The organism is Streptomyces sp. NPDC014006 (assembly GCF_043088925.1).
GTDB lineage: Bacteria > Actinomycetota > Actinomycetes > Streptomycetales > Streptomycetaceae > Streptomyces.
Genome location: NZ_JBICAJ010000013.1, coordinates 267729 through 291395, shown reverse-complemented (window position 1 = coordinate 291395; position 23667 = coordinate 267729). Strand labels below are relative to the sequence as shown.

At 72.9% G+C, this 23667-nt stretch carries 16 protein-coding genes; 7 read left to right on the top strand and 9 right to left on the bottom strand.

Annotated elements, in window-relative coordinates; genetic code table 11:
* Nucleotides 1-172: 172 nt before the first annotated feature.
* Nucleotides 173-1693, top strand: coding sequence for a glycerol kinase GlpK (glpK, locus tag ACF1GV_RS35425; RefSeq protein WP_391689357.1), 1521 nt, complete (start codon nucleotides 173-175; stop codon nucleotides 1691-1693).
* Nucleotides 1694-1813: 120 nt separating this feature from the next.
* Here glpK and ACF1GV_RS35420 read toward each other — a convergent pair whose 3' ends face one another.
* The 5 genes from ACF1GV_RS35420 to ACF1GV_RS35400 are packed head-to-tail and all read right to left on the bottom strand — an operon-like array spanning nucleotide 1814 to nucleotide 9991.
* On the bottom strand, nucleotides 1814-2419 hold the full coding sequence (locus tag ACF1GV_RS35420) for an ATP/GTP-binding protein (RefSeq protein ID WP_391689353.1): 606 nt from the start codon (nucleotides 2417-2419) through the stop codon (nucleotides 1814-1816).
* The gene (locus tag ACF1GV_RS35415) at nucleotides 2400-6017 is read right to left on the bottom strand and encodes a hydantoinase B/oxoprolinase family protein (RefSeq protein WP_391689351.1); all 3618 of its coding nucleotides are present in this window, start codon (nucleotides 6015-6017) and stop codon (nucleotides 2400-2402) included. The genes ACF1GV_RS35420 and ACF1GV_RS35415 overlap by 20 nt, the downstream gene beginning before the upstream one ends.
* Nucleotides 6018-6041: 24 nt before the next feature.
* Nucleotides 6042-6437, bottom strand: coding sequence for a DUF742 domain-containing protein (locus tag ACF1GV_RS35410; protein ID WP_391689348.1), 396 nt, complete (start codon nucleotides 6435-6437; stop codon nucleotides 6042-6044).
* A 9-nt stretch (nucleotides 6438-6446) separates the two neighbouring features.
* Nucleotides 6447-6878, bottom strand: a complete 432-nt coding sequence (locus tag ACF1GV_RS35405; RefSeq protein ID WP_391689345.1) for a roadblock/LC7 domain-containing protein — start codon at nucleotides 6876-6878, stop codon at nucleotides 6447-6449.
* Nucleotides 6875-9991 carry a nitrate- and nitrite sensing domain-containing protein gene (locus ACF1GV_RS35400; protein WP_391689419.1) on the bottom strand — a complete coding sequence of 1039 codons (3117 nt, stop codon included), beginning with the start codon at nucleotides 9989-9991 and terminating at the stop codon, nucleotides 6875-6877. The genes ACF1GV_RS35405 and ACF1GV_RS35400 overlap by 4 nt, the downstream gene beginning before the upstream one ends.
* A 424-nt stretch (nucleotides 9992-10415) precedes the next feature.
* Between ACF1GV_RS35400 and ACF1GV_RS35395 the strand changes: the two genes are divergently transcribed.
* Entirely contained in the window at nucleotides 10416-10940 is a 525-nt protein-coding gene (locus ACF1GV_RS35395; RefSeq protein WP_391689342.1) for a hypothetical protein, read from the top strand.
* Nucleotides 10941-10967: 27 nt separating this feature from the next.
* Here the strand turns inward: ACF1GV_RS35395 and ACF1GV_RS35390 are convergent, their stop codons facing one another.
* From ACF1GV_RS35390 to ACF1GV_RS35375, 4 genes are all read right to left on the bottom strand, one after another.
* Nucleotides 10968-15581, bottom strand: coding sequence for a hypothetical protein (locus ACF1GV_RS35390; RefSeq protein ID WP_391689340.1), 4614 nt, complete (start codon nucleotides 15579-15581; stop codon nucleotides 10968-10970).
* Nucleotides 15582-15634: 53 nt separating this feature from the next.
* Nucleotides 15635-16513 (bottom strand): hypothetical protein, encoded by an 879-nt coding sequence (locus ACF1GV_RS35385; protein ID WP_391689337.1) that lies wholly within the window; start codon nucleotides 16511-16513, stop codon nucleotides 15635-15637.
* Between the two features lie 112 nt (nucleotides 16514-16625).
* Nucleotides 16626-18152, bottom strand: coding sequence for a hypothetical protein (locus ACF1GV_RS35380; protein WP_391689334.1), 1527 nt, complete (start codon nucleotides 18150-18152; stop codon nucleotides 16626-16628).
* A gap of 201 nt (nucleotides 18153-18353) precedes the next feature.
* Nucleotides 18354-19049, bottom strand: coding sequence for a GntR family transcriptional regulator (locus ACF1GV_RS35375; protein WP_391689331.1), 696 nt, complete (start codon nucleotides 19047-19049; stop codon nucleotides 18354-18356).
* Between the two features lie 126 nt (nucleotides 19050-19175).
* On the opposite strand from ACF1GV_RS35375, the gene ACF1GV_RS35370 reads away from it, so the two are divergent.
* The 5 genes from ACF1GV_RS35370 to ACF1GV_RS35350 are packed head-to-tail and all read left to right on the top strand — an operon-like array spanning nucleotide 19176 to nucleotide 23599.
* Nucleotides 19176-20477: an MFS transporter gene (locus ACF1GV_RS35370; RefSeq protein ID WP_391689328.1), complete on the top strand. Its 1302-nt coding sequence runs from the start codon at nucleotides 19176-19178 to the stop codon at nucleotides 20475-20477.
* Nucleotides 20474-21322, top strand: coding sequence for a putative hydro-lyase (locus ACF1GV_RS35365; RefSeq protein WP_391689325.1), 849 nt, complete (start codon nucleotides 20474-20476; stop codon nucleotides 21320-21322). Before ACF1GV_RS35370 ends, ACF1GV_RS35365 begins: the two co-directional genes overlap by 4 nt.
* A gap of 17 nt (nucleotides 21323-21339) precedes the next feature.
* Nucleotides 21340-22098, top strand: a complete 759-nt coding sequence (locus tag ACF1GV_RS35360) for a LamB/YcsF family protein (RefSeq protein ID WP_391689322.1) — start codon at nucleotides 21340-21342, stop codon at nucleotides 22096-22098.
* Nucleotides 22095-22721 (top strand): allophanate hydrolase subunit 1, encoded by a 627-nt coding sequence (locus ACF1GV_RS35355; protein WP_391689319.1) that lies wholly within the window; start codon nucleotides 22095-22097, stop codon nucleotides 22719-22721. The genes ACF1GV_RS35360 and ACF1GV_RS35355 overlap by 4 nt, the downstream gene beginning before the upstream one ends.
* Nucleotides 22718-23599: a biotin-dependent carboxyltransferase family protein gene (locus tag ACF1GV_RS35350; RefSeq protein ID WP_391689317.1), complete on the top strand. Its 882-nt coding sequence runs from the start codon at nucleotides 22718-22720 to the stop codon at nucleotides 23597-23599. The genes ACF1GV_RS35355 and ACF1GV_RS35350 overlap by 4 nt, the downstream gene beginning before the upstream one ends.
* Nucleotides 23600-23667: the final 68 nt, after the last annotated feature.

The window sequence follows — 23667 nt, the reverse complement described above, 5'->3', positions numbered from 1 at the left end:
GCACGGAGCACCGAGGTTGATCATCGGCCGGACTCGGGAGCCGCCACCAGCAGCGGAGGCACCGCGCGCCGATCGGGGCGACCCTGGAATTGGCCGCCGGCCCGCCGACGGGAGGAAACGCGCGGGCACTCGTCCACCACCAGCCTGCTGAGCCGAAGCGCAAGGGGTAGCCATGACGGACAACGCCGACAAGTACGTCGCCGCCATCGACCAGGGCACCACGTCGAGCCGCTGCATCATCTTCAACCACTCCGGCGAGATCGTCGCCGTGGACCAGCGCGAGCACCGCCAGATCTTCCCGAAGCCCGGTTGGGTCGAGCACGACGCCACCGAGATCTGGTCGAAGGTACAGGCGGTGGTCGCCGGGGCGGTCGCCAAGGCCGGGCTGCGCGCCGACCAGCTGAGCGCCCTCGGCATCACCAACCAGCGCGAGACGACCGTCCTGTGGGACCGCACCACCGGCAAGCCCGTGCACAACGCCATCGTCTGGCAGGACACGCGCACCGCCGGACTCTGCCGTGAACTGGGCGGATCCGACGGGCAGGACCGCTTCCGCGAGCAGACCGGACTGCCGCTGGCCAGCTACTTCTCCGGCCCCAAGGCCGCCTGGCTGCTCGACAACGTGCCCGACCTCAGGGCTCGCGCCGAGCGCGGGGAGATCGCCTTCGGCACCATCGACTCCTGGCTCATCTGGAACCTCACCGGCGGCACCGACGGCGGACAGCACGTCACCGACGTGACCAACGCCGGGCGGACCATGCTGATGAACCTCGAGACGCTCCAGTGGGACCCCTCCATCCTGTCCGCCATGAACGTGCCGGAGGCGATGCTGCCCGAGATCCGCTCCTCGGCCGAGGTGTACGGCACGGCCATCGGCCAGCTCGGCGGCGTGCCCGTCGCCTCGGCGCTGGGCGACCAGCAGGCGGCCGTGTTCGGGCAGGCCTGCTACGACGTGGGCACCGCGAAGAACACCTACGGCACCGGCAGCTTCCTGCTGCTGAACACCGGTAACCGGCCGGTCGCCTCCAAGAGCGGCCTGCTGACGACCATGGGCTACAAGATCGGGGACGAGGCGCCGGTCTACTGCCTCGAGGGAGCCATCGCGATAACGGGTGCACTGGTGCAGTGGTTCCGCGACCAGCTCGGCATCATCCGTACGGCTGACGAGATCGAGCCGCTCGCGGCGAGCGTCGAGGACAACGGCGGCGCGTACATCGTGCCCGCCTTCTCCGGGCTGTTCGCACCGTACTGGCGCTCGGACGCGCGCGGTGTCGTCACCGGGCTGACCCGGTACGTGACCAAGGCGCATCTCGCGCGTGCGGTGCTGGAGGCCACGAGCTGGCAGACCCGTGAGGTCGTGGACGCCATGTTCCAGGACTCGGGCGTGGAGATCACCACCCTGAAGGTCGACGGCGGCATGACGAAGAACAACCTGCTCATGCAGCACCAGGCCGACGTGCTCGGGGTGCCGGTGATCCGGCCCAAGGTCTCCGAGACCACCTGCCTGGGCGCGGCCTACGCCGCCGGACTGGCCACCGGGGTGTGGAACGACCTGGACGAACTGAAGGCCCACTGGCAGGAGGACGCCACGTGGACGCCGTCGATGGAGGAGCCGGTGCGTGAGCGCGAATACCACAACTGGCGCAAGGCGGTGGAGAAGAGCTTCGGCTGGATGGAGGACGGTGACGACTAGCCACGCGCGTGTGTGTGACGCCCGGCCAGGTGTGCACCACGCCTGAGCGGCACGCGTGCGTGCGCGTGACGGACTGCGGCTCGTACCCCGGTCGGCGGGGGTACGAGCCGCACCCGTGAGTCAGGTGGTGACGGCCTGGCGGTGTTCGGCCGTGTACGCCATGGCGTGCTGGACGACACCGATCAGCACGTCCTTGACCGACGCGCGGTCGCGGGCGTCGCACAGCACTACGGGGACCTCGTCGTCCAGATCCAGCGCCGCGCGGACGTCCTCGGTGGGATAGCGTGCCGCGCCCTCGAAGCAGTTGACGCCGACGACGAACGGGATGCTGCGGCGCTCGAAGTAGTCGATGGCGGCGAAGCAGTCCTCCAGGCGGCGGGTGTCGGCGAGGACGACGGCACCGAGGGCGCCCTCCGACAGCTCGTCCCACATGAACCAGAAGCGTTCCTGACCGGGGGTGCCGAAGAGGTAGAGCACCAGGTCCTCGCGGAGGGTGATGCGTCCGAAGTCCATCGCGACGGTGGTGGTGTGCTTGCTCTCCACCCCTCGCGTGTCGTCGACGGGGCGTCCTGCCTCGGTGAGCAGTTCCTCGGTGCGCAGCGGTCTGATCTCGCTGACCGCGCCGACCAGGGTGGTCTTGCCCACGCCGAAGCCGCCGGCCACAAGGATCTTGAGCGTGACGGGCTCGACCGGGGGCTTGCCGCGTTCAGAGCGCCCGAAGATCATCGCTTCCTTCTCCTGCTCGCTGGGGGTGGGCCGGCGGCGGGCCGTAGCCCCCTCCGCCGGGGGTTTCGATGACGAGTACGTCGCCGGGTGCGACGTCGGCCGAGTCGCTGCCGCCCAGTTCGGTCACGGTGCCGTCCAGGCGCTCGACCCGGTTGGCGCCCAGGGCTCCTGGCTCGCCTCCCGCCATCCCGTACGGCGGCACCCGGCGGTGCTGGGACAGCGTGGAGACGGTCATGGGGGCGTCGAAGCGGATCCGGCGCACCGCCCCGTCGCCACCGCGCCACTGTCCGGCGCCGCCGCTGCCGCGCCGGATCGCGAACTCCTCGAGCCGCACGGGCAGTCGCCACTCCAGCACCTCGGGGTCGGTGAGCCGGGAGTTGGTCATGTGGGTCTGGACGACGCTCGCGCCGGGGAATCCGTCGCCGGCCCCGGACCCGGACGCGACCGTCTCGTAGTACTGGTGCCGGTCGTTGCCGAAGGTGACGTTGTTCATCGTGCCGGAGCCCTCGGCCTGCACCCCCAGCGCGGCGTACAGCGCGCCGGTGATGGCCTGGGAGGTCTCCACGTTGCCCGCGACGACGGCGGCGGGCGGGTCGGGGGCCAGCAGGGAGCCGGGCGGCACGACGATCCGCAGCGGGCGCAGGCAGCCGTCGTTGAGCGGGATGTCGTCGGCGACCAGGGTGCGGAAGACGTACAGGACGGCGGCGTTGACGACGGAGAAGGGCGCGTTGAAGTTGGTGTCGAGCTGGGCGCTGGTGCCGGTGAAGTCGATGGTGGCGGTGCGCTGGGCGCGGTCCACGCGCACGCGTACATGGATCACCGCCCCGGAGTCGGTCTCGTAGGCGTACTCCCCGTCGTCCAGCGCGTCGATCACCCGGCGGACGGCCTCTTCGGCGTTGTCCTGGACGTGCCGCATATAGGCCTGGACGACGTCGAGGCCGAACGTGTCGATCATGCGGCCGACCTCCTCGACGCCCTTGTGGTTGGCGGCGACCTGGGCGCGCAGGTCGGCGAGGTTGGTGCCGGGGTTGCGGGACGGGTGGGGCGCCTCGGTGAGCAGACGGTAGGTCTCGTCCTCGCGCAGGCGGCCGCCTTCGGCGAGCAGCCAGTTGTCGAACAGGACCCCTTCCTCCTCGATGGTCCGGCTGCCCGCGGGCATGGAGCCCGGCGCGATGCCGCCGATCTCCGCGTGGTGGCCCCGGGAGGCGACATGGAAGAGGATCCGCTCACCCTCCGTGTCGAAGACCGGGGTGATCACGGTGACGTCGGGCAGGTGGGTGCCGCCGTGGTACGGGTCGTTGACGGCGTAGGTGTCCCCCGGCCGCATCCGGTCACCGCGGCGCGTGATGACCTCCTGGACGCTGGTGCCCATGGAGCCCAGGTGGACGGGGATGTGCGGGGCGTTGGCCACCAGGTTCCCGTCGGGGTCGAACAGGGCGCAGGAGAAGTCCAGGCGTTCCTTGATGTTGACCGACTGTGCCGTGGACTCCAGGCGGGCGCCCATCTGCTCGGCGATGGACATGAACAGGTTGTTGAAGATCTCCAGCTGGACCGGGTCGGCTTCTGTGCCGAGATCGGAACTCTGCGTGACCGCGACGCGTTCCATGACCAGATGCCCGTCGTCGCGGGCGACGGCCTCCCAGCCGTCGTCGACGACGGTGGTCGCACTGGCCTCCGTGATGATCGCGGGTCCGGTGACGGCTTGGCCGGGAGGCAGGTGCTCACGGCGGTGCAGGGGCACGTCGCGCCAGACGCCGCCGGTGTGCAGGCGGACGGTCTCGGGGGCGGCGGGAGTGCCTTCGTACGGGGCGAGGGCGGACAGATCGGGGGGTGCGGTGATGCCGGTGGCTTCGACGGAGAGGGCTTCGACGACGATCGGACGGTCGAGCGTGAAGGAGTACGTGGCGCGATGACGTTCTTCGAACGCCTGCCGCATGGCGTCCGGCTCGGTCAGCTCGACGGTGAGCGTGGTGTCGGTGCCGTCGTAGCGCAGCTGGGCGCGGCGGCTGACGCGGATACGGTCCTCGGGCACGTCCTCGGCGAGGAGTTCCGCGCGGGCCGCCGCCTCCAGGTCGTCGGCCGTCCGGCGAACGCCGGGCAGGGCGGAGGGTTCCAGCGGGGCCTCGACGGACTGTTCCCGCATCGCCGTGGTGTCGGCGAGGCCGATACCGAGAGCGGACAGCACGCCGGCCATGGGCGGTACGAGGACGGTGCGGATGCCGAGCGAGTCGGCGACCATGCACGCGTGCTGGCCGCCCGCGCCGCCGAAGGTGGTGAGGGTGTAGCGGGTGACGTCGTGGCCCTTTTGCACGGAGATCCGCTTCACCGCGTTGGCGATGTTGGCGACGGCGATCTGCAGGTAGCCCTCGGCGACCTGTTCCGGGGTGCGGTCGTCGCCGGTCCGCTCGCGGATCTCCCGGGCGAGTTCGGTGAAGCGGTCCCGGACGACGTCGGCGTCCAGGGGCTGGTCGCCGTCCGGCCCGAAGACCTTCGGGAAGTGCGCGGGCTGGATGCGGCCGAGCATGACGTTGGCGTCCGTCACGGCGAGCGGTCCGCCGGCGCGGTAGCAGGCGGGGCCGGGATCCGCACCCGCCGAGTCCGGCCCTACGCGGTAGCGGGAGCCGTCGAAGTGCAGGACCGAGCCGCCGCCGGCCGCGACGGTGTGGATGTCGAGCATCGGGGCGCGCAGCCGGACCCCGGCGATCTGCGTGGTGAAGACGCGTTCGTAGGCGCCGGCGAAGTGGGAGACGTCGGTGGAGGTGCCGCCCATGTCGAAGCCGATGACGCGGTCGAAACCGGCCAGTTGCGACATCCTGGCCATGCCGACGATGCCGCCGGCCGGGCCCGACAGGATGGCGTCCTTGCCGCGGAACTGCCCGGCTTCGGCGAGGCCGCCGTTGGACTGCATGAACATCAGCCGTACGTCCTTCAGCTCGTCGGCGACGTGCTGCACGTACCGGCGGAGCACGGGCGAGAGGTAGGCGTCGACGACGGCGGTGTCCCCGCGCGGGACGAGTTTCATCAGGGGGCTGACCTCGCTGGACAGCGAGATCTGCGGGAAGCCGATACGGGTGGCCAGCTCACCTACGGCCTGTTCGTGCGCCGGGTGCAGGTGGCTGTGCATACAGACCACGGCAACCGCGCGGATCCCGTCGTCGTACGCCTGCCGGAGGGGTCCGGTGAGAGCGTCCAGGTCGGGGGCGCGCAGTACCGTCCCGTCGGCCGCCATGCGCTCGTCGACCTCGACGACCCGCTCGTAGAGCAGCTCGGGCAGTTCGATACGGCGGGCGAAGATGTGCGGGCGGTTCTGGTAGGCGATGCGCAGGGCGTCGCGGAAGCCGCGCGTGATCACCAGCAGGGTGCGTTCGCCCTTGCGTTCGAGAAGGGCGTTGGTGGCGACCGTGGTGCCCATGCGCACGGCTTCCACCGGGTCCGCGGAACCGGCGAGCAGGGTCCGCACGCCGGCGACGGCGGCGTCGCCATGGCGTGTGGGGGTGTCGGAGAGCAGTTTGTGCGTGAGCAGGCGGCCGTCCGGGCGGCGCGCGACGATGTCGGTGAACGTGCCGCCCCGGTCGACCCAGAACTGCCAGCCCGTCATGTCCTCACCCCGCTTCCGCGCTGTTCACAGCGCTCGCAGGCCGTTGATCACGTCGCGCAGAATACTCTCGTCCGGCAGCTCGGCGGGCGGTACGGGCCGGTTCACATGGACGAATTCGGCGTGCACGAGATCGCCGATGAGGACCCGGACCACGCCGATGGGCAGATCGAGCTCCGCGGCCAGTTCGGCGACCGACTGCGGGGTGGTGCGGCACAGCTCGACGATGTCCACGTGCTCCGGGGAGAGCGTGGGATCGGTTTCCGGGTCGCCCGCGTCGGGCTCCGTGACGACCACCGCGATCAGGTCGAGGCGGTGCTGGGCCGCACTGGTGGTGCGGCCGCGCGTCATGGCGTAAGGGCGGACGACCGGCCCGGCCTCCTCGTCGAACCAGCGGCTGCTTGCCTGACCGTCTGCGCTCATGACCTCTCACTACCCGCCGGAGGGCAGATCGGTGCGCGGCGCGGTGCCCAGATGCACACCGACGCGCTTGACGAGGAGGGTCATCTCGTAGGCGACCTGGCCGACGTCCGAGTCGGCGTCGGACAGCACGGCGAGGCAGCTGCCGTCGCCCGCGGCGGTCACGAAGAGGAAGGCGTCGTCGAGCTCCACCACGGTCTGGCGGACGCTGCCCGCCTCGAAATGCCGGCCCACGCCCTTGGCGAGGCTGTGGAAGCCCGAGGCGACGGCGGCGAGGTGCTCGCTGTCCTCCCGGGTCAGGTCCTTGGACACGCCGGTCGGCAGGCCGTCGCCGGAGAGCACGACGGCCTTGCGGATGCTCGCGACGCGGTCCACGAGGTCGTCGAGCAGCCAGTTGAGCTCCCCGTTGCCGGTCGTGTGGCCGGTCGGCTTCGGTGCGGTCATCGACCGTCCCCCTTAGTGGTTCCCTGTGGTGCTGTGCCGCGCTGGGCGGTCTCCCCCGCGGCGTTCTCCTCGCGGCCACGCTGCCAGCCACGCTGGAGCGAAGCCATACGGCTGCGAACTTCTTCCGGGTCCCGTTCCTCGGGCTCGGCCGCTGCGGGGCGGGAGCCGCGGGTGGGCGTCTGTTTGAGCTGCGGCGCCAGGCTGGCCTGGCGCACCCGCCGGGGCAGCCGGCTCTGGGCGGCGGGTGCCTGTGCGGGCGCGGAGGGAGGCGGCGTGCCCGTGGTGTCCCGCTCGCCCGTGGAGGCGCGCCCGGGCAGGCCGGGACTTTGCTCCGGCACGGGCGGGGCCTCGTCCTCGGGCGTGGCGCGGGTGCTCCGCTCGTCGGCGGAGGCGCGGCCGGGGCTTTCCGGCACCGGCTGGACCTGGTCCTCCCGGCCGGGTCCGGCCGGCGTCGGCTCGATGCCGCTCGGCGTCGACGCGGGCCGGCTCTCGGCGGGGTCGGCCGTGTCGCCCCGGGTCAGCTCACGGCGTCGTCGGGCGTCGGGGTCAGGTGTGTTGGACGGCGAGGCGCCGCCGCGCGTCCGCCGGGGCAGCGCGGCGTCCGCCGGGTCGTCGGCGCCGGCGGTGACCGGTCCGACCGGGCGGCGGTCGGCCGTACCGCGGTTGTGCGGTGCCGGGCCGCCCCGGCGGCGGGTGGGCAGGGGCGCCAGGTTCTCCGCGTCGGACCTCGGACGCCTGCCCGGCCGGGGCGCGGGCTCCGCGTCCTCCTCCTCGCGCCGTGACCGTCGCTCGCCGACCGGGCGGCCGTGCGAGCTGACGAGCTTGGGCGTGTGTCGTCGGGGCAGCGGCAGCGGACCACCGGCGGTCTGCGTGCCGTCGTCCGGGTCCGGGGCCTCCGGGTCACGGGGGGCGCCGAGGCTGCCGCGCAGCGATCCCCGCGGTTCGCCGGCGGGGGCGTCCGGCGTCGCGGTCAGGGAGCGGCGAGGACGGAACAGGCCGCCGCCCTCACCGTCCTCGTCGAGGACGTCGGGCAGGTCGCCGAGCGCGTCCAGATCGACGGGAGTGTCCAGCTCGACCGGCCCGTCCAGCAGGGAGGCGGGCAGGCCGGGCAGCTGCGCGGGGCCCTTCGCGAGGGCTGCCCTGCGCCGGCCGGTCGCCTTGGCATCCTTGGCGGTGTGCGGACGGTCCAGGCGGAAGCCGATGCCGTTGGTGTCGGGGACGTCGTCGCTCAGCAGCGCGTCCGGCAGGAAGACGACGGCGGTGGTGCCGCCGTAGGCGGACGGCTGGAGCGAGACCCGGACGCTCTGGCGCTGGGCGAGCCGGCTGACCACGAACAGGCCGAGCCGGTCGGTGTCCGACAGTTCGAATTCGGGCGTTTCGGCGAGGCGCAGGTTGGCGTCGAGCAGAGCCTCCGCGGTCATGCCCAGGCCGCGGTCGTGGATCTCCAGGGTGAAGCCGTTGGCGACCCGCTCGCCCACGACGTGGACGGCGGTGTGGGGTGGCGAGAAGACGGTGGCGTTCTCGAGGAGTTCGGCGACGAGATGGGTGAGGTCGGCGACGGCAGGTCCGGTGACGGCGACCCGGGGCAGCCGGCGGACCTCGATGCGTTCGTAGTCCTCGACCTCCGCGACGGCGGCCCGGACCACGTCCATCAGCTGGACGGGCTTGCGCCACTGCCGGGAGGGGGCGGCGCCGGAGAGGATCACCAAGCCCTCGGCGTGCCGGCGCATCCGGGTCGTCAGGTGGTCGAGGCGGAAGAGGTCGGCCAGTTCCTCGGTGTCCTCGGTCCTGCGCTCCATGGTGTCGAGCAGGGTGAGCTGCTTGTGCAGCAGGACCTGGCTGCGGCGGGCGAGGTTGACGAACACCTCGGAGACGCCGGCGCGCAACTCGGCCTGTTTCACGGCGGCTTCGACGGCGGCGCGCTGCAGGGTGTTGAGGGCCTGCCCGACTTCGCCGATCTCGTTCCTGTCGTACTCCAGGCGCGGGACCTCGGTCTCCACGTCGACCTGTTCGCCCGCCGACAGGCGTCGCATCACGCTGGGCAGCCGTACCCCGGACGCCTCGTGCGCCTCCATGCGCAGCTGGCGCAGGTCCCGGACGAGTGCGCGTCCGATGCGCACTGACAGCAGCAGGGACAGCACGAGAGCGACGAGGCCGAGGGCGCCGGCGAAGACGGCTTTGAGGATGACGTTCATCGCGACGGGCTGAACCCGGTCCTGGTAGCGGTCGTTCGCCTGGTCGTCGAGGGCGCCGAGTTCACGCAGCGCGGTGCCGGCCGCGGTGTCCCAGTCCTTGGCGGTCACGTCGTCGGGCATGCTGCCAGGCGCCGCGGAGACGACCGACCGTTCGGCGGTGCGCAGCGGTGCGGTGACGGCGTTCTTCCAGAAGCGTTCGTAGCGTTCGCGCTCCACGCCGGGCAGCTGCGGGAGGCTGACCTCGTAGAGGACCTCCCGCTGGGCGACCAGGTCGGAGACGTGGCGCAGCTCGGACCGGCCGATCTTCCCGACCACCAGGGCGGAGCCGAGGAGAGCGTCCTCCCGGGAGAGCAACTCGCGGGCGCGGGCGACGTTGACGAGGGCCCGGTACTCCTTGTCCATCTCGACGCTGTCGACGACGTCGAGTTTGAACAGCAGGGTGAAGCAGGGGTCGACCAGGCGGTTGTACAGGTCGAGGGCCTGGGCGCGGCTCACGGTGCCCTGTTCGACGCTGCGGCGCAGGGAGTCGATGCCGTCGAAGGCGTCCAGGACGGCGGTGACGCCCTCGCCGTCGTCCGGGTCGAGGTCCTCGCGCACATCGGACGTCGTCGCTTTGCGGCGTACCTCGGCGACGGCCTGGTCGGTGGCGGTCCGGGTGCGGTGCAGTGCGGACAGCGCGTCGGCGGCCCTCGGGTCGGCCAGGTAGACGAGGGTCTGCCGGCGTTCCTGCTGCAGGACGCGGACGGTGTCCCCGACCGGAAAGCCGACGTTCTCCATCACGGAGGACACGCTGAACAGCCGGCCGGCCTCCCGTCCGGTGAGCACCGTGGCGAAGCCCCAGATCGCGGTCAGGGACACCAGCGGCACGAGAAGCAGCGCCACGATCTTCCGGCGGATCGACTTCCCGCGAAAGCGCATGGCCTCCCCCAGCTCGACCCCCACCAGCAGGGGGTACACATGTACGTCAACAAACGGCGCGAGCCTACTACCGACGCACAGGTAACTCGAAGAGCCGTCCGGAACCTGAACTTCCGTACTGGTGGGGCGACATGCGGAGGTGTCCGGGCATTGCGGGTGATTGTCCGGCGGGGACGGCGGGGGTGGCCGCCGCCGACCGGCGCACCGAACTCCTGGAACTGGCTTGATCTTTTCGCTGCGTGGGAATCTTCGCGCGGTCCCGTTCGTCCTTCTCTACAGGAAATGGGGGCGGAAGGGACCACAGGAGCCACACCCCGTCCCCCGGGGGCATAAAGCAGCGCAAGCCGGGCAGCCAGTGAAGGAGCCGGAGATCTTCCGGCACCGAGGGGAACGGTTCGAACCGGCGGTGGGGAGGGGCACGTTGATGGGCACGGCGGAGCGGCGCCAGACAGCTGGGACCGGCACGGCGGGAGGCGCGACGGCCCGGCGGGGACGGCAGCACCCGGATCTCGACGGTTCGGCCGACGAGGGTCCGGCCGAGCGGGTGGTTCCCGAACGCAGGGAAGCGTACCGGCCGTTGTGGGTCGAGGAACCCGCGCGACGGCGACGGCTCCCCGATCCGGTGCGCACGGCCGCCGTACGGGCGGTGCTGATCATCGCCGTGACGCTGATACAGGCCGTGGCAGCCTTCCTGTGCACGATGGCCGGGTCCTGGCTGGCCTTCCCGATGGTGCTGAGCAGCATCGCGAGCACGGTGGTGGCCACCTGGAGCGTCCTCGACGTGTGGGTGACCCGCCAGGTGTGGAACCAGCGCAACGGCGTGGTCTCGATGCCGAGCAGCACAGCGCGGGCGCTGCGCCGTGAGCGGCGGCGGGCCCGGCGGGCGGCCGAGCCGGGCCAGGGGCGGATACGGCGGCGCGGGGGCGCCGGGCAGCTGTCGCACCCCTGACGCCGCTGTGCACCGCCGTACGTGCCGCTAACGGGTCGCCGAAGCCGGTCGCTTGAACATCCGCGTCGCCGTGATCTCGCTGTGCGCCGCCTCCCCGGCGGGGATCTGCTGGGGCAGACCGGGCCGCAGGTGTTCCTCGACGCTGATGTACTTAAGGCCCGCTCGCAGGTCGGCGTCGTTACGCAGCCGGATCACCAGCGGGAACTCCGCGAGGGCGGTGGTGTCGAACAGGCCGGTGGTGTACAGCAGCTGCACGCCGAGCGCGTCCGAGACCGCCCGCTGGAGCTCCAGCAGATACGTGGCGTTGGCGCGGCCGATGGGGTTGTCGAGGAAGAGGGTGCCGGCGTGCCGGTGCTTGTCCCGGCCCCGGTCGTTGGACCGCAGCGCGGCCATGGTGCAGTACAGCGCGATCGCGGCGGTGAGCAGCTGGCCGCCGGAGAAGACGTCGCCCATCTGCCCGACCGGCACCCGCTCGGCGCGCAGCACGGCGTCCGGCTTGAGGATCTCCACGGCGACGCCCTTGGGCTGGAGAGCCGCCGCCACCCCGCGCAGCAGCAGGGACATGCCGTCGCGGCGCAGGTCGGAGTTCTTCTTCACGGCCGCGCGGGTTGCCTCGTCGATGACCTCACCGAGGCGCTCGGTGAGGGTCGCCTGGTCGGGCTCCTCGAAGCGGATGCGCAGGAACTCCTGCCCGGACCACTCGCCGAGCCCCTCGGGCAGCCGGGACAGCCGCTGGGCCGAGCGCAGGGTGGCCAGCGCGGTCTCCACCAGGCCGCGCAGCCGGTCCACGATCGAGTCGCGGTTGCGCTCCAGCTGGGCCAGCTCGTCGGTGAGGACGCGCAGGCGCGGGGCGAAGGCGTCGGCCCACTTCTGGGCGTGTTCCGGCAGCGCGGAGGCAGGCAGTTCACGGATCTGCTGACGGGCGGGGGTGCGGACCTGCTCGTAGCGGGTGGAGTTGGCGTGCCGGACGAGGATGTCGCTCGCCTCGCGGACGGCGCCCTCGGCGGCGGACAGGTCGGCGGCGCAGCCGCGCAGTGAGCGGCGGGTCTCGGCGGCCGCCTGCCGGGCCTCCTCCAGCGTGCCGGGGTACGGGTCGGGCTCCTCCTGCTCCTCCTCGCCCGCGTGCTCGCGCAGCAGGTCGCGGAGCATCGCGGCGAGTTCCTCGAAGCCGCCGACCGCGTCCTCGGCGGCGCGGTGGGCCTGGAGCAGCTCGGCGTGCGCGTCGCGGGCCTGGGCCAGGGCCTCGGTGCGGGAGGCGAGTTCGGCACTCGCCGTGCGCAGCAGGGCCTGCGCGTGGTCGGCGTCGCGCGGGAGCATCTCATCGGGCAGTTCGGTGTGGGCCTCGCCGTCCTCGGGGGCGTGCCGTTCGGCCTCGCCGCGCAGCCGGCCGAGCTGTTCGCTGGCGCTCGACATGCGCGTCTCCAGGAGCTGCACCAGCTCCTCGGCGCGGGCGGCGGCCGCCTGCCGGGACGGTCCGTCGGAGCCGTCGGGGGATTCCAGCAGCTGCTCGGCGCGGGTGCGGACCTTGTTGCTGAGCCGGTCAAGTTCGGCGCGGGCGGCGCTCTCGTCGCTCTCGGCGCGGGCCTGTTCGGCGCGCAGGTCGGCGCCGACACCGACCTTTTCGTACAGCTGGGAGGCGGCCCGGTAGGCCTCGCGCAGCGCGGGCAGGGACGTCTTGGGCGTGTCCCCGCCCGCCTCCGGTACGTCGTCGGGGGCGCCGGCGATCTCGGAGCGCTCGGCGCGCAGCGCGCGTGCGGTGCGGCGGGAGTCGTCGGCGGCGCGCTGGGCGGCGCGGCGGTCCTCGTCGGCGGCGCGGGCCCGCTCCAGGCACGCCTGGGCGCGGGCCTCGGACTCGGTGGCCTCGTCGGCGAGTTCGCGCAGCCGGGCCTGCCAGCCGGCGCGTTCACGCAGCCGGAAGGCGAGTCCGGCCAAGGCGTCGGCGGCGCGGCGGGCCTTCTGTGCGGTCTCCTGCCGCTCGTCACGGACGCGGACCGCCTCGGCGGCGGTCTCCTCGGCCTCGGCGCGGGCGGTGCGTGCCTCGGCCAGTTCTGCCTCGGTCTCCTCGGCGAACGCGCGTGCCTCGCGGGCGGCTTCGGCGAGTTCCACGAGCCGTCCGGGCGGGCAGCCGGTGCGCCAGGAGGCGAGCCGGGCGGCCAGCTCGCGGTCCTTGCCGAGGCGGGCGGCGAGGGCGCGGATCTCCTCGTCGCGCTCGGTGGCCCGGGCCCGCAGCGCCTGCCGCTCCTCGTCGGCGGCGTGCTCGTCGTGCATGGCCGGGTTCGGCGGGACGAGGAACACCTCCCCGGTGTCCGTCCCGGCGGCCGGGGTGGGGGCGAGCAGAGCGGCAGCCGTGCCGACCGCGACGGCCGAACGGGGCAGCAGGGCCGCCTCACCGAGTGCCTGACGCGCGCGGGCGTGCGAGTCGGGATCGGTGATGATCACGCCGTCGACCAGTTCTGGCCGGGCGGCCAGTACGCGGGCGTGGTCGGCGGGGTCGATGGCCTGGGCGAGGTAGCGCCAGCCGGGCAGGGCGGGGATGCCGTGCTCGCCGAGGAACTCGACGGTGGCGAGCACGTCCGGACCGGGCGGCAGCAGCCCGCCGTCACCGAGCGCGCCCAGGATGCGGGCGTCGTCGGCGGCGGCCGTACGCAGGTCGAACAGCTGGCGTTCGGCAAAGGAGACGGCGTCGTCGAGGAGTTCGCGCAGCTCGTCGGCGCAGCGGTCCAGCTCCTCCGGGGTGAGGGCGCCGCGACCGCCGTCGTCGTCGCCCTGCCGGGGCTGCGGGATGGCGGAGCGCGCGTCGGTCAGGCCGAGCAGCTCGGCGAGCCGCTCCTCGCGGGACAGGGCCTCGGCGGTACGGCGCTCGCCGTCGTAGGAGCGTTCGGCGGCGGTGGCGGCGTCGGCGGCGCGTGCGGCGGTCAGTTCGGCGCGGGTCTCTGCGGCTGCCGCTTCGCGCGCGTGCTCGGTGGCCCGGCGGGCTGCCTCGCGGGCGGTGTCCCAGGCGGCGACCGCGGTCTTCTCGGCATCGCTGGCGGCGAGGGCGGCGCGGGCCGGGTCGGCATCCGGCGTGCTGTCGTCGAGCCAGCCGGCGCGGACGGCCTCGGCGGTCTCCTGCTCGACCTCGGTGAGGCGCTGGCGCAGATGCCCGACCTCGCTGCGGGCGCGCTGCGCCTCGGTCGCGGCGGCCGTGGAGTCCCGGTGGGCCGCGTCGCTGACCTCCTGGAGCTGCGCGGAGCGCTCCTCCTCCTCGTTGGCGAGGTTCTCGGCGTTCTCCGCGGCCGCGTGCAGGGCCCGGACGAGGTCGACGGCGGCCTTGGTGCGCGCGGCGAGCGCGGGAGCCGCGTCCCGCTCCGCCTCCTGGATCGCGGCGGACACCCGGGCGACCCGGTCGGCGGCCGCGCGGTGGCGCAGAACGACCTCGGCGGCCTGCCAGGCGGCGTGCAGGGTACGGGCGTCGGCCAGCTCACGCTTCTGCGCGGCGGCCGCCTTCTCGGCGGCGGTGAGCGCCAAGGACGCGTGCCGGTAGGCGAGTTCGGCCGCGATGAGGGCGCTGCGCTCGCGGGCGCCCTCGGCATGTGTGACGGCGTAGGCGGCGGCCGTGACCCGCTGGGCGAGGTCGGTGGCGCGGGCGCGCTCCTGCACCGCCCGTGCGGAGAGCCGGCGGGCCAGGGTGCGGGTGCGGCGTTCGGCGCCGGTGTGGACGTCACGCGCGCGTGCGCGGGCGTCGGCTGCCTCGACGATCCGGCCGAGCAGGTCGACGGAGCCGGCGGTGAAGTCGCGCTCGGCGATCAGCTCGGCGCGCCGGCCGAGTTTGTTGCCGAAGCCGCCGACCAGGTCGGCGAGCCCGTCGGTGTCGCGAGTGTCGGTGACCGCGCGCAGCAGCAGGTCGGTGAAGTCGGAGTCCTTCTTCACCGCGAACAGGCCGGCGGCCTCACCCTCGTCGGCGTTCATCTCCCGCTGATAGCGGAAGAGTTCGGGATCGAGGCCGAGGTCGCCGAGGTGCTCGGTCCAGCGTTCGTGGATCTCCTCCCAATGCACCTCCAGGTGCGGGTACGCCTTGCCGGCCTCGGTGATCGCGTCGCGAAAGCCCTTCATGGTGCGGCGGCGGCCCTGCGCGCCGGACTGGCCCTCGACGGGCGGGCGTACGGCGGTGGACTCGGCGACCGGCAGGTTGTCCAGGCTGAGTCCGGGGCCGGGCCGGAAGGAGTACCAGGCCTCGGCGAACTTGCGCGGGTCGTTGGAGACCTGGCGGCCACGCCACTCGCTGACCTTGCCGACGACGACGCACTCGCCGGTCTGCACGTGCTGCCACTCCAGTGCGACGTGCCCGCAGTCGTCGGCGAGCAGGAACTTGCGCAGCACGCCGGAACTGGCACCGCCCAGGGTGTTGCGGTGGCCTGGCAGCATCACCGAGAAGATCAGCTTGAGCAGGACGGACTTGCCGCCGCCGTTCTCCAGGAAGAGCACGCCGGCCGGTGCGGGCCGACGCGGCGGGCCGACCGGCTCCTCCTCGAAGAACTCCGCCTGGGCGGGCGCGGGGTCGGGCACCGGCTCGCCCACGCCTCGCAGGTCAAGCACGGTGTCGGCGTAGCGGGCACCGGCGGGACCGATGGAGTAGAGGCGGACCCGGGACAGCTCGTACATGGCGGACTCTCGTTAAGTCTTCGAAAAAGGTGCGGTGGTTCGGCGGGTGCGGGTCAGGAGTGGAACGGCAGCCCGGCGTCGGCCACCAGGTCCAGGTCCTCGGTGTCCTCGGCGGGCAGCAGCGTCGGCGTGCCGTCGGTGACCGGGACGACGCCCAGTTCCAGCAGCTCGGCCATGGCGGCGCTGCCGGCCATGTCGCGCACCTGGAGCTGGTAGCGGGCCGTGGTGCGGTAGGTGCCGCCGTTGTCGTCACCGGTGCGCTGCAGGAATCCGGAGTCGGTGAGGAAGGCGACGGCCTTGGCGACGATGCCGGTGGTCGAGCCGGCGAGCCGGCGGGCGTCCTTGGTGGCGCCGGTGGCGCTGCGTCTGGCCCAGATCCGCCAGGCGGCCTCCAGGCCGGGTGCGTCGGTGACGGGGTCGGTGTTCTCGCCCTGTTCGGCGGCCCGCTCCTCCAGACGGCGGCAGGCCTGCCGGACGAAGGCGTCGACGCCGTTGACGGTGACGCGGCCGATGTAGCCGTCGTCTGCGAGGTCCTCGGGACGGGGGAAGGCGAGGGCGGCGACGGCGAGATGGGCGAGGCCGTGCAGGAAGCGGTCGCCGGAGTCGGCGGAGGCGCGACGCGCGTAGTCGCCCATGCGGACGGCGAAGACGGAGTCCTCGGCGGCGGTCACGGCCATGCCGGCGCGCGGGGACACCTCCAGCACCACCAGTCCGAGCCCGGCGGCGACGGCGTCGGCGAGCCGGGCGAACGGCGGATCCTCGCGGTAGCGGCGCAGCAGGTCGGCGTACTCCTGGTCGCGGGCCGGCTGGAGCTTGGGCTGCAGGCCGAAGGCGACGAGCCGGGCCGCGTCGGCGGCGTCGGCGGGGGTGACGGCGGCGGTCGCCGGGGCGGGTCCGGCTTCCGGCTCACTCCACTCGACGTGCTCGGTCACGGCTGTCGCTCCTTGTCGTGCGGGTCCTGCTGGTCGTGCGGGTCCCTCGGGTCGTGCCGGCAGTCCGGGTCACGCGGGTTCTGCCGGCGCTTCGGGTCGTGCGGGTACTGACTCATGCCGCTTCCGTCCGGTCCGCGGCCATCCCCGCGGCGTCCAGCAGCGCCGTGCCGACGATGAGGTCGGCGCCGCCGAACTCCGGGTCGTCCAGTTCGGTGCCGTCGTCGACCGCGAACAGCAGCTTCTCCTCGCCCTGCCGGTACGCGGTGCCGAAGGGCGGGCTGGCCGCGTGAACGGCCAGCAGGGCGACCAGGTAGGGCAGGTCGGGGTCCTTGCCGCGGGCCTCGGCGAGCAGGCCGGACAGCCGACGCGGCGCGTCGTGCGGCAGGTCCAGAAGCTCCTGCGCGGCGGCCATCTGTTCCTCGCTGAACCGGCTGTCGTCGGGCGTGGCGACCAGGTCGGGCTCGGGCATCTCCGCACCCAGGTGCTCCCGTTCGACGGGCGGGGTCAGCAGTATGTCGATCAGGTCGCCGACCCGCACGGCCATCGGGGTGCGCAGGCCGGTGCCGCGGTGGAAGAACGCGTCCGTCACGCGCGTGGCCTGTTCCAGCGGCAGCGGCAGGGTCGGCGCGAGGAGGTGGCCGTACAGGTCGAGTCCCGAGGTCGTCAGCGGTGTGGCGAAGGCCTGCCGGTCCTGTTCCGCGCGGAAGAGGGGGCCGGCCTCCAGCAGGCGGGACTGCAGCTGGGTGTGGCGGCGGATGCAGTCCTTGACGATGTCGACGAGTTCGGCGGCGCGCCGCTTGTGCTCGGGGTCCTCGGACTCGTCGCGGGCCTTGCGGATGTTGGTGAGGATCGCGTTCTCGTGGCGGTAGCGCTCGGCGACGTGGTCGAGGGCTTCGGCGATCATGTCGGGTACGGCGTTGAGCCAGTCCACCGCGCGGACGTTGCGCCGGGTCGCGTCCAGGGCGCGGCGCAGGGTCTCGGAGTACTGCACCGTCCGGTAGCGGGCCTGCTCGGCGGCGAGCTGGGCGTCGGCCAGCCGGCCGCGGCTGATCAGGACCTCCAGCTTGACCTCTGCGGCGATCTGGGCGCTGGTGACGTCGGTGTCGAGGGCGCCGACGAGGACGTTGACGGCTTCGTCGGTGGTGCGCAGATAGACCGTGCCGCCGGGGCCGGGGACCTCTTCGATCAGCTTGAAGTCGTAGTCCCGGCGGATGTAGGAGCCGTCGGCGGCGAAGGTGCCGTAGACCGCGCGGAAGCCGCGGTCTACGCTGCCGACGTTGATCAGGTTCTCCAGGACCCAGCGGGCCACCCGCTCGTGCTCGGCGGCCGGGCGCTGCGGGGCCTGCGCGGCGATGCGCGGGATCAGCCGGGCGACGATCTGCTCGTGGTCGGCGCCCGTGTCGAAGTCCATGTTGAGTGTGACGAGGTCGATCGCGGCGAGGGCGATCTCCGCCATGCCGTACACCGAGTACTCACCGGCGAGATTGGCCTTGCGCGCGTCGAGGTCGTGGATCGGCGCGGTGCAGGCGAGCGCGCGCAGCCGGCGCGCCAGGCCCTCGTCGGCGGCCGGGCCCGGTGCGGGGCGCGGCCCCGCGCTGAGCTGGGGCGGAGCGCTGTCCGTCGATGCAGGCGAAGTCACGGTGCACAGACTAGGTCCTTGGTCTGACAACAGCCCAAACGGGCGGCTCCGCCGGTTTCGCCGGGTGGGCTCGGGGGGCTCGTGTGGTCTTGCGGGTGCGGACCGCCGTGGGTTGCTCGCGCAGTTCCCCGCGTCCCCTTGGGGGCGCACAGCCGCCAGCCGGGAAGCGCCCTTCGTCTGCGGCCGCCGTCGGCCAGGGGGTTACGCCTCGTCTCCGACCCGTCGTCGGTACACCTCGACCACCCGGTCCAGGGAGTCGCGCAAGTACACGGCGAGCAATTGCTCCGCACCCGCCTTGTCCCCGTTTCGCAGCGTTTGCAGGATTTGCCGGTTGCGCACCAAATACGGCTCATGGAGCTGCCGCGGGTCGTCCACCACGTGGAACGCCAGGCGGAGTTCGGCGAAGACGCTGCGCATGACCTCGTCGGTGCGTTCACTGCCGGCCAGGGCGACCAGTTCCTGGTGGAAGTGGATGTTCGCCGTGCCCAGCGATTTCCAGTCGTTCTCGGCACCGGCCCGTTCACCCTCGGCCACCGCCGCGGCGAGCCCGTCGAGGGCGTACGGCGGGTCGCCGAGGCCCCGCACGACCGCGCACTCGACCAACGTGCGCGTGCGGTAGATGTCCTCCACATCCTCGACCGTCAGGACACGGACGAACACACCCCGGTTGAGTTCGTGGACGAGCAGGCGCTCATGGGTGAGCAGCCGGAACGCCTCGCGCAGTGTGTTGCGGGACACACCGAGCGCGCCGCCGATGCTGTCCTCCGACAGCCGGGTGCCGGGCGGGAAGAAGCCGTCGGCGATCCGGCTCCGGAGGATGTCCGAGACCCGCTCGGCCGTGCTGGTGCGGCCCAGAAGGGCACGGTCGTCGGCCAGTGACGCCAGCTGCTCTGCCATGCCCGGAATTCAATCGCAGATACAGGGACGAGACAACGGGGGTATTGAAGGATCGTTGAACGATCCTCTACGGTGCTGCGCACGGCTCTTCCCGACGCCCCTCCGTCACCCTTTAGCGAGGTGTCCATGAGCACGACCCCTCCACCCCGGGCAGCCACTGCCGAAGCACCCTCCGCCACGGCCGAACCCGGCGCCGCCGAGGGCGCGTTCGGCTGGCTGCGCGCCCTCGGCCCGCGCGGCCGGCACGCCTTCGCGGGCGCGTTCGGCGGCTATGCGCTCGACTCCTACGACTACTTCACGCTCCCGCTGAGCATGGTCGCGCTGTCCGCGTACTTCGGCCTGGACAGCGGCCAGACCGGCCTGTTCACTACGGTCACCCTCGTCGTCTCTGCCGTCGGCGGCGCCCTCGCCGGCGTGCTCGCGGACCGGGTGGGCCGGGTGCGGGCGCTGCTGCTCACCGTGATCACCTACGCGGTCTTCACGGTCGCCTGCGGCTTCGCGCCCAACTTCGAGACCCTGCTCCTCTTCCGCGCGTTGCAGGGCCTCGGTTTCGGCGGCGAGTGGGCGGTCGGCGCCATCCTGGTCGCCGAGTACGCGAGCGCCCGGCACCGCGGCCGCACGCTGGGCGCCGTGCAGAGCGCCTGGGCGGCCGGCTGGGCGCTGGCCGTGATCGTGTACACGCTGGTGTTCTCGTTCGTCGACGACGCTCTCGCCTGGCGTGTGATGTTCTGGACCGGCGCGCTGCCCGCCCTGCTCGTGCTCTGGGTGCGACGCCGGGTGCACGACGCTCCCGAGGCCGCCGCCGCACGTGAACGCAGCGGCGAGAAGGGCTCCTTCACGGCCATCTTCAAGCCGGGCCTGCTGCGCACCACCGTCTTCGCCGGGCTGCTGTCGACGGGTGTCCAGGGCGGCTACTACACGCTGGCCACCTGGGTGCCGACCTATCTGAAGTCCGAGCGCGGTCTGTCCGTCGTCGGCACCGGCGGATACCTCACCTTCCTGATCTCCGGCGCGTTCATCGGCTACCTCACCGGCGGCTATCTGACGGACCGGCTGGGGCGACGGCGCAACATCTGGCTGTTCGCGCTGCTGTCGGCGCTGTGCATCGCGGCCTACGCAAACATCCCAAGCGGCGCCAACACCCTGCTCCTCGTGCTCGGTTTCCCGCTCGGGTTCTGCATGTCGGCCATCTTCAGCGGCTTCGGCTCGTATCTGAGCGAGCTGTACCCGACCGCCGTGCGCGGCACCGGACAGGGGTTCACCTACAACACCGGCCGAGCCGTGGGCGCCGTCTTCCCGACCAGCGTCGGGTTCCTGGCGGACAGCTGGGGCGTGGGCGGCGCGCTGGTCTTCGGCGCGATCGGCTACGGGCTGGCTGCCCTGGCCCTGCTGGGACTTCCCGAGACGCGCGGGAAGGAGCTGGTGTGAACCGTACGGACGACAGCGCGGCCCTCCATGCCGCCACCGACCGCCCGGTCATCCTCGTCGACCCGCACGCGCACGCGTGGAGCCCGTCGGCCGCACGCGCCCGCTTCCGGGCGGGGCTGTCCGGCCCGACCGCCGGTGTCGCCGCCGGCCACACCCAGGTCAACCTCGTCTCGGTCCCGGCCGACTGGGCGTACGAGACGCTGTTGTTCTGCACCCGCAATCCCAAGCCCTGCCCGGTTCTCGACGTCACCGACGCGGGCTCGTGGACGACCGTGCTCGCCGAGGGGGCCGACCTGCGCACCGATCTGCCGCGCTACCGGGTGTGGGAGCACGGCCGGCTGGTGGACGAGCCGGCCGATGTGCGGGCGTACTGGCGCGACGACCTGGTGTCGTTCCTCATCGGGTGCAGTTTCACCTTCGAGTGGGCGCTGACCGCGGCCGGTGTGCCGCTGCGTCACCTCGAGCAGGGTCGTAACGTCCCCATGTACACGACGAGTTGGCAGTGCCGTCCGGCGGGGCGGCTGCACGGCCCGCTGGTGGTGTCGATGCGCCCGGTGCCGCCTGGGCACTTGTCGGCGGCGATCCGGGAGAGCGGGCTGCTGCCGGCCGTGCACGGCAGCCCCGTACACTACGGCGATCCGTCGGTGCTCGGCATCGACGACCTCGGCCGTCCCGACTTCGGCGATCCGGTCCGTCCGGAACCGGACGACATCCCGGTGTTCTGGGCCTGCGGAGTGACCCCGCAGGCCGCGGTGACGGCCTCCCGGCCGCCGTTCGCCCTCACCCACGCACCGGGACAGATGTTCCTCACCGACGCCCGCGACGAGCAGTACCGCGTGGCCTGAGCATCCGGGAAGAAACCATGACCTCGATCGATCTGAACGCCGACCTCGGCGAGGGCTTCGGCCGCTGGGAGCTGACCGACGACGAGCAACTGCTGTCCGTCGTCACCAGCGCGAACGTGGCCTGCGGCTTCCACGCCGGGGACGCGGCCACCATGCGCCGGGTGTGCGCGCTGGCGGCCGAGCGAGGGGTGCGGATAGGCGCGCAGGTCTCCTACCGGGATCTGGCCGGGTTCGGGCGGCGCGCGATGGATGTGCCGTCCGCCGAACTGGCCGCCGAGGTCGCGTATCAGATCGGCGCCCTGGAGGTGTTCGCGCGGGCGGCAGGGGCGCGCGTGGCCTACGTCAAGCCGCATGGCGCCCTGTACAACCGGGTGGTGCGTGACGAGGAGCAGGCGCAGGCGGTGGTCGACGGGGTGCTCCTCGCCGACGCGGCGCTGCCGGTGCTGGGGCTGCCCGGCTCGCGGCTGCTGGAGAGGGCGGAGAAGGCCGGGCTTCCCGTCGTCACCGAGGCGTTCGCCGACCGCGCCTACACCGACGAGGCCACCTTGGTGCCGCGCGGCCGGGACGGCGCCGTGGTCACCGATCCGGAGGCGGTGGTGGAGCGGTCGCTGAGCCTCGCCCGTTCGGGCACGATTGCCGCGCACTCGGGCGCGCGGATCGAGGTACACGCCCGTTCCCTGTGCCTGCACGGTGACACGCCGGGCGCGGTGGAACTGGCCCGCCGGGTGCGCCGGCGGCTGGAGGATGCCGGTGTGCGGGTGGAGGCGTTCGCGTGAGGGCGCTGCCCGTGGGCGACGACGCCCTGCTGCTCGAGGTGACCTCCGGTGAGGCGGCCGAGGCGCTGCACGCGGAACTGGTGCGCCGACGTGCCGAGGGACTGCTCACCGTGCGCGAGATCGTCCCTGCGGCGCGCACGGTCCTGCTCGACGGACTGTCCGACCGGGACCGCGTGGCCGGCGAACTGGCCCGCGCCGACATCGCTCCGGCGCCCGCACGCGCGCGTGAGGTCGTCGAGATACCGGTGCGTTACGACGGCCCCGACCTGGCGGAGGTCGCGGCGCACTGGGGCGTCGGCGCGGTGGAGGCGGCGCGGATCCACGCGGCGACCGAGTTCCGGGTGGCGTTCTGCGGGTTCGCCCCCGGCTTCGGCTACCTCACGGGCCTGCCGTCCCGTTACGACGTGCCGCGCCGGGGCACTCCGCGCACGGCCGTCCCGGCCGGTTCGGTGGCGCTGGCCGGCCCGTACACCGGCGTCTACCCGCGCTCCTCCCCGGGCGGCTGGCAGCTGATCGGCACGACGGACGCCGTGCTGTGGGACCCCACGCGCGTACCGGCCGCACTGCTCGCGCCGGGCACGCGCGTGCGGTTCGTGCCCGTGGGCGGGGTGGGTGCCGTATGACGGACCGTGCGCTCGCCGTCGTACGCGCCGGGGCGCTCACCACCGTGCAGGACCGTGGGCGGCCCGGGCACGCGCATCTCGGGGTGCCCCGGTGCGGGGCGCTCGACGCGGCCGCCGCCGAGTTGGTCAACCGCCTGGTCGGCAATCCGCCGGAGGCGGCCGTCCTGGAGACGACGTTGAGCGGCTGCGCGCTGCGGCCGCGCCGCGCGGTCACCGTGGCCGTCGGCGGCGCTCCCTGCCGGGTCACCGTGGACGGGCGGCCGGCCGCCTGGGGAGCCCCGGTGCGGGTGCCTGCCGGGGCGTTGCTGGACGTCGGCCCCGCGGTGCGCGGCGTACGCAGTTATGTGGCGGTTTCCGGCGGCGTCGCCGTCGAACCGGTCCTCGGCAGCCGCTCCACCGACCTGCTCTCCGGGCTCGGCCCGGCGCCGCTCGCCGACGGCGCGGTGCTCCCCCTGGGCCCGGAGACCGGCCCGGAGACGGCACCGTACGCGCGCGTGGACGTGGCCCCGCAGCCCTGCCCGCCGGACGAACTGGTGCTGCGGGTCACCCTGGGGCCGCGCGACGACTGGTTCACACCGGAGGCGGTGCGCGTCTTCACCACGCGCGCGTACCGGGTGTCCGCCGCGAGCAACCGCATCGGCCTGCGCACCGAGGGGCCTTCCCTGGAACGCGCGCGGCCGGGTGAACTGCCCAGTGAGGGCATGGTCCTTGGGGCCGTGCAAGTGCCGCCCGACGGACGCCCCGTGGTCTTCCTCGCCGATCACCCGACCACCGGCGGCTACCCGGTGATCGGCGTGGTCCGCACCGCCGACCTCCCGGCCGCGGCCCAGGCGGTGCCGGGCACGCCGGTGCGATTCGTGGCGGTACGCCGCCGGTAGGGCGCCGCTTCGGCCGGCTGCGGACTCCGTTCGGCACAAGACTGCTTGGCCGAATCCGGACTCCCGCG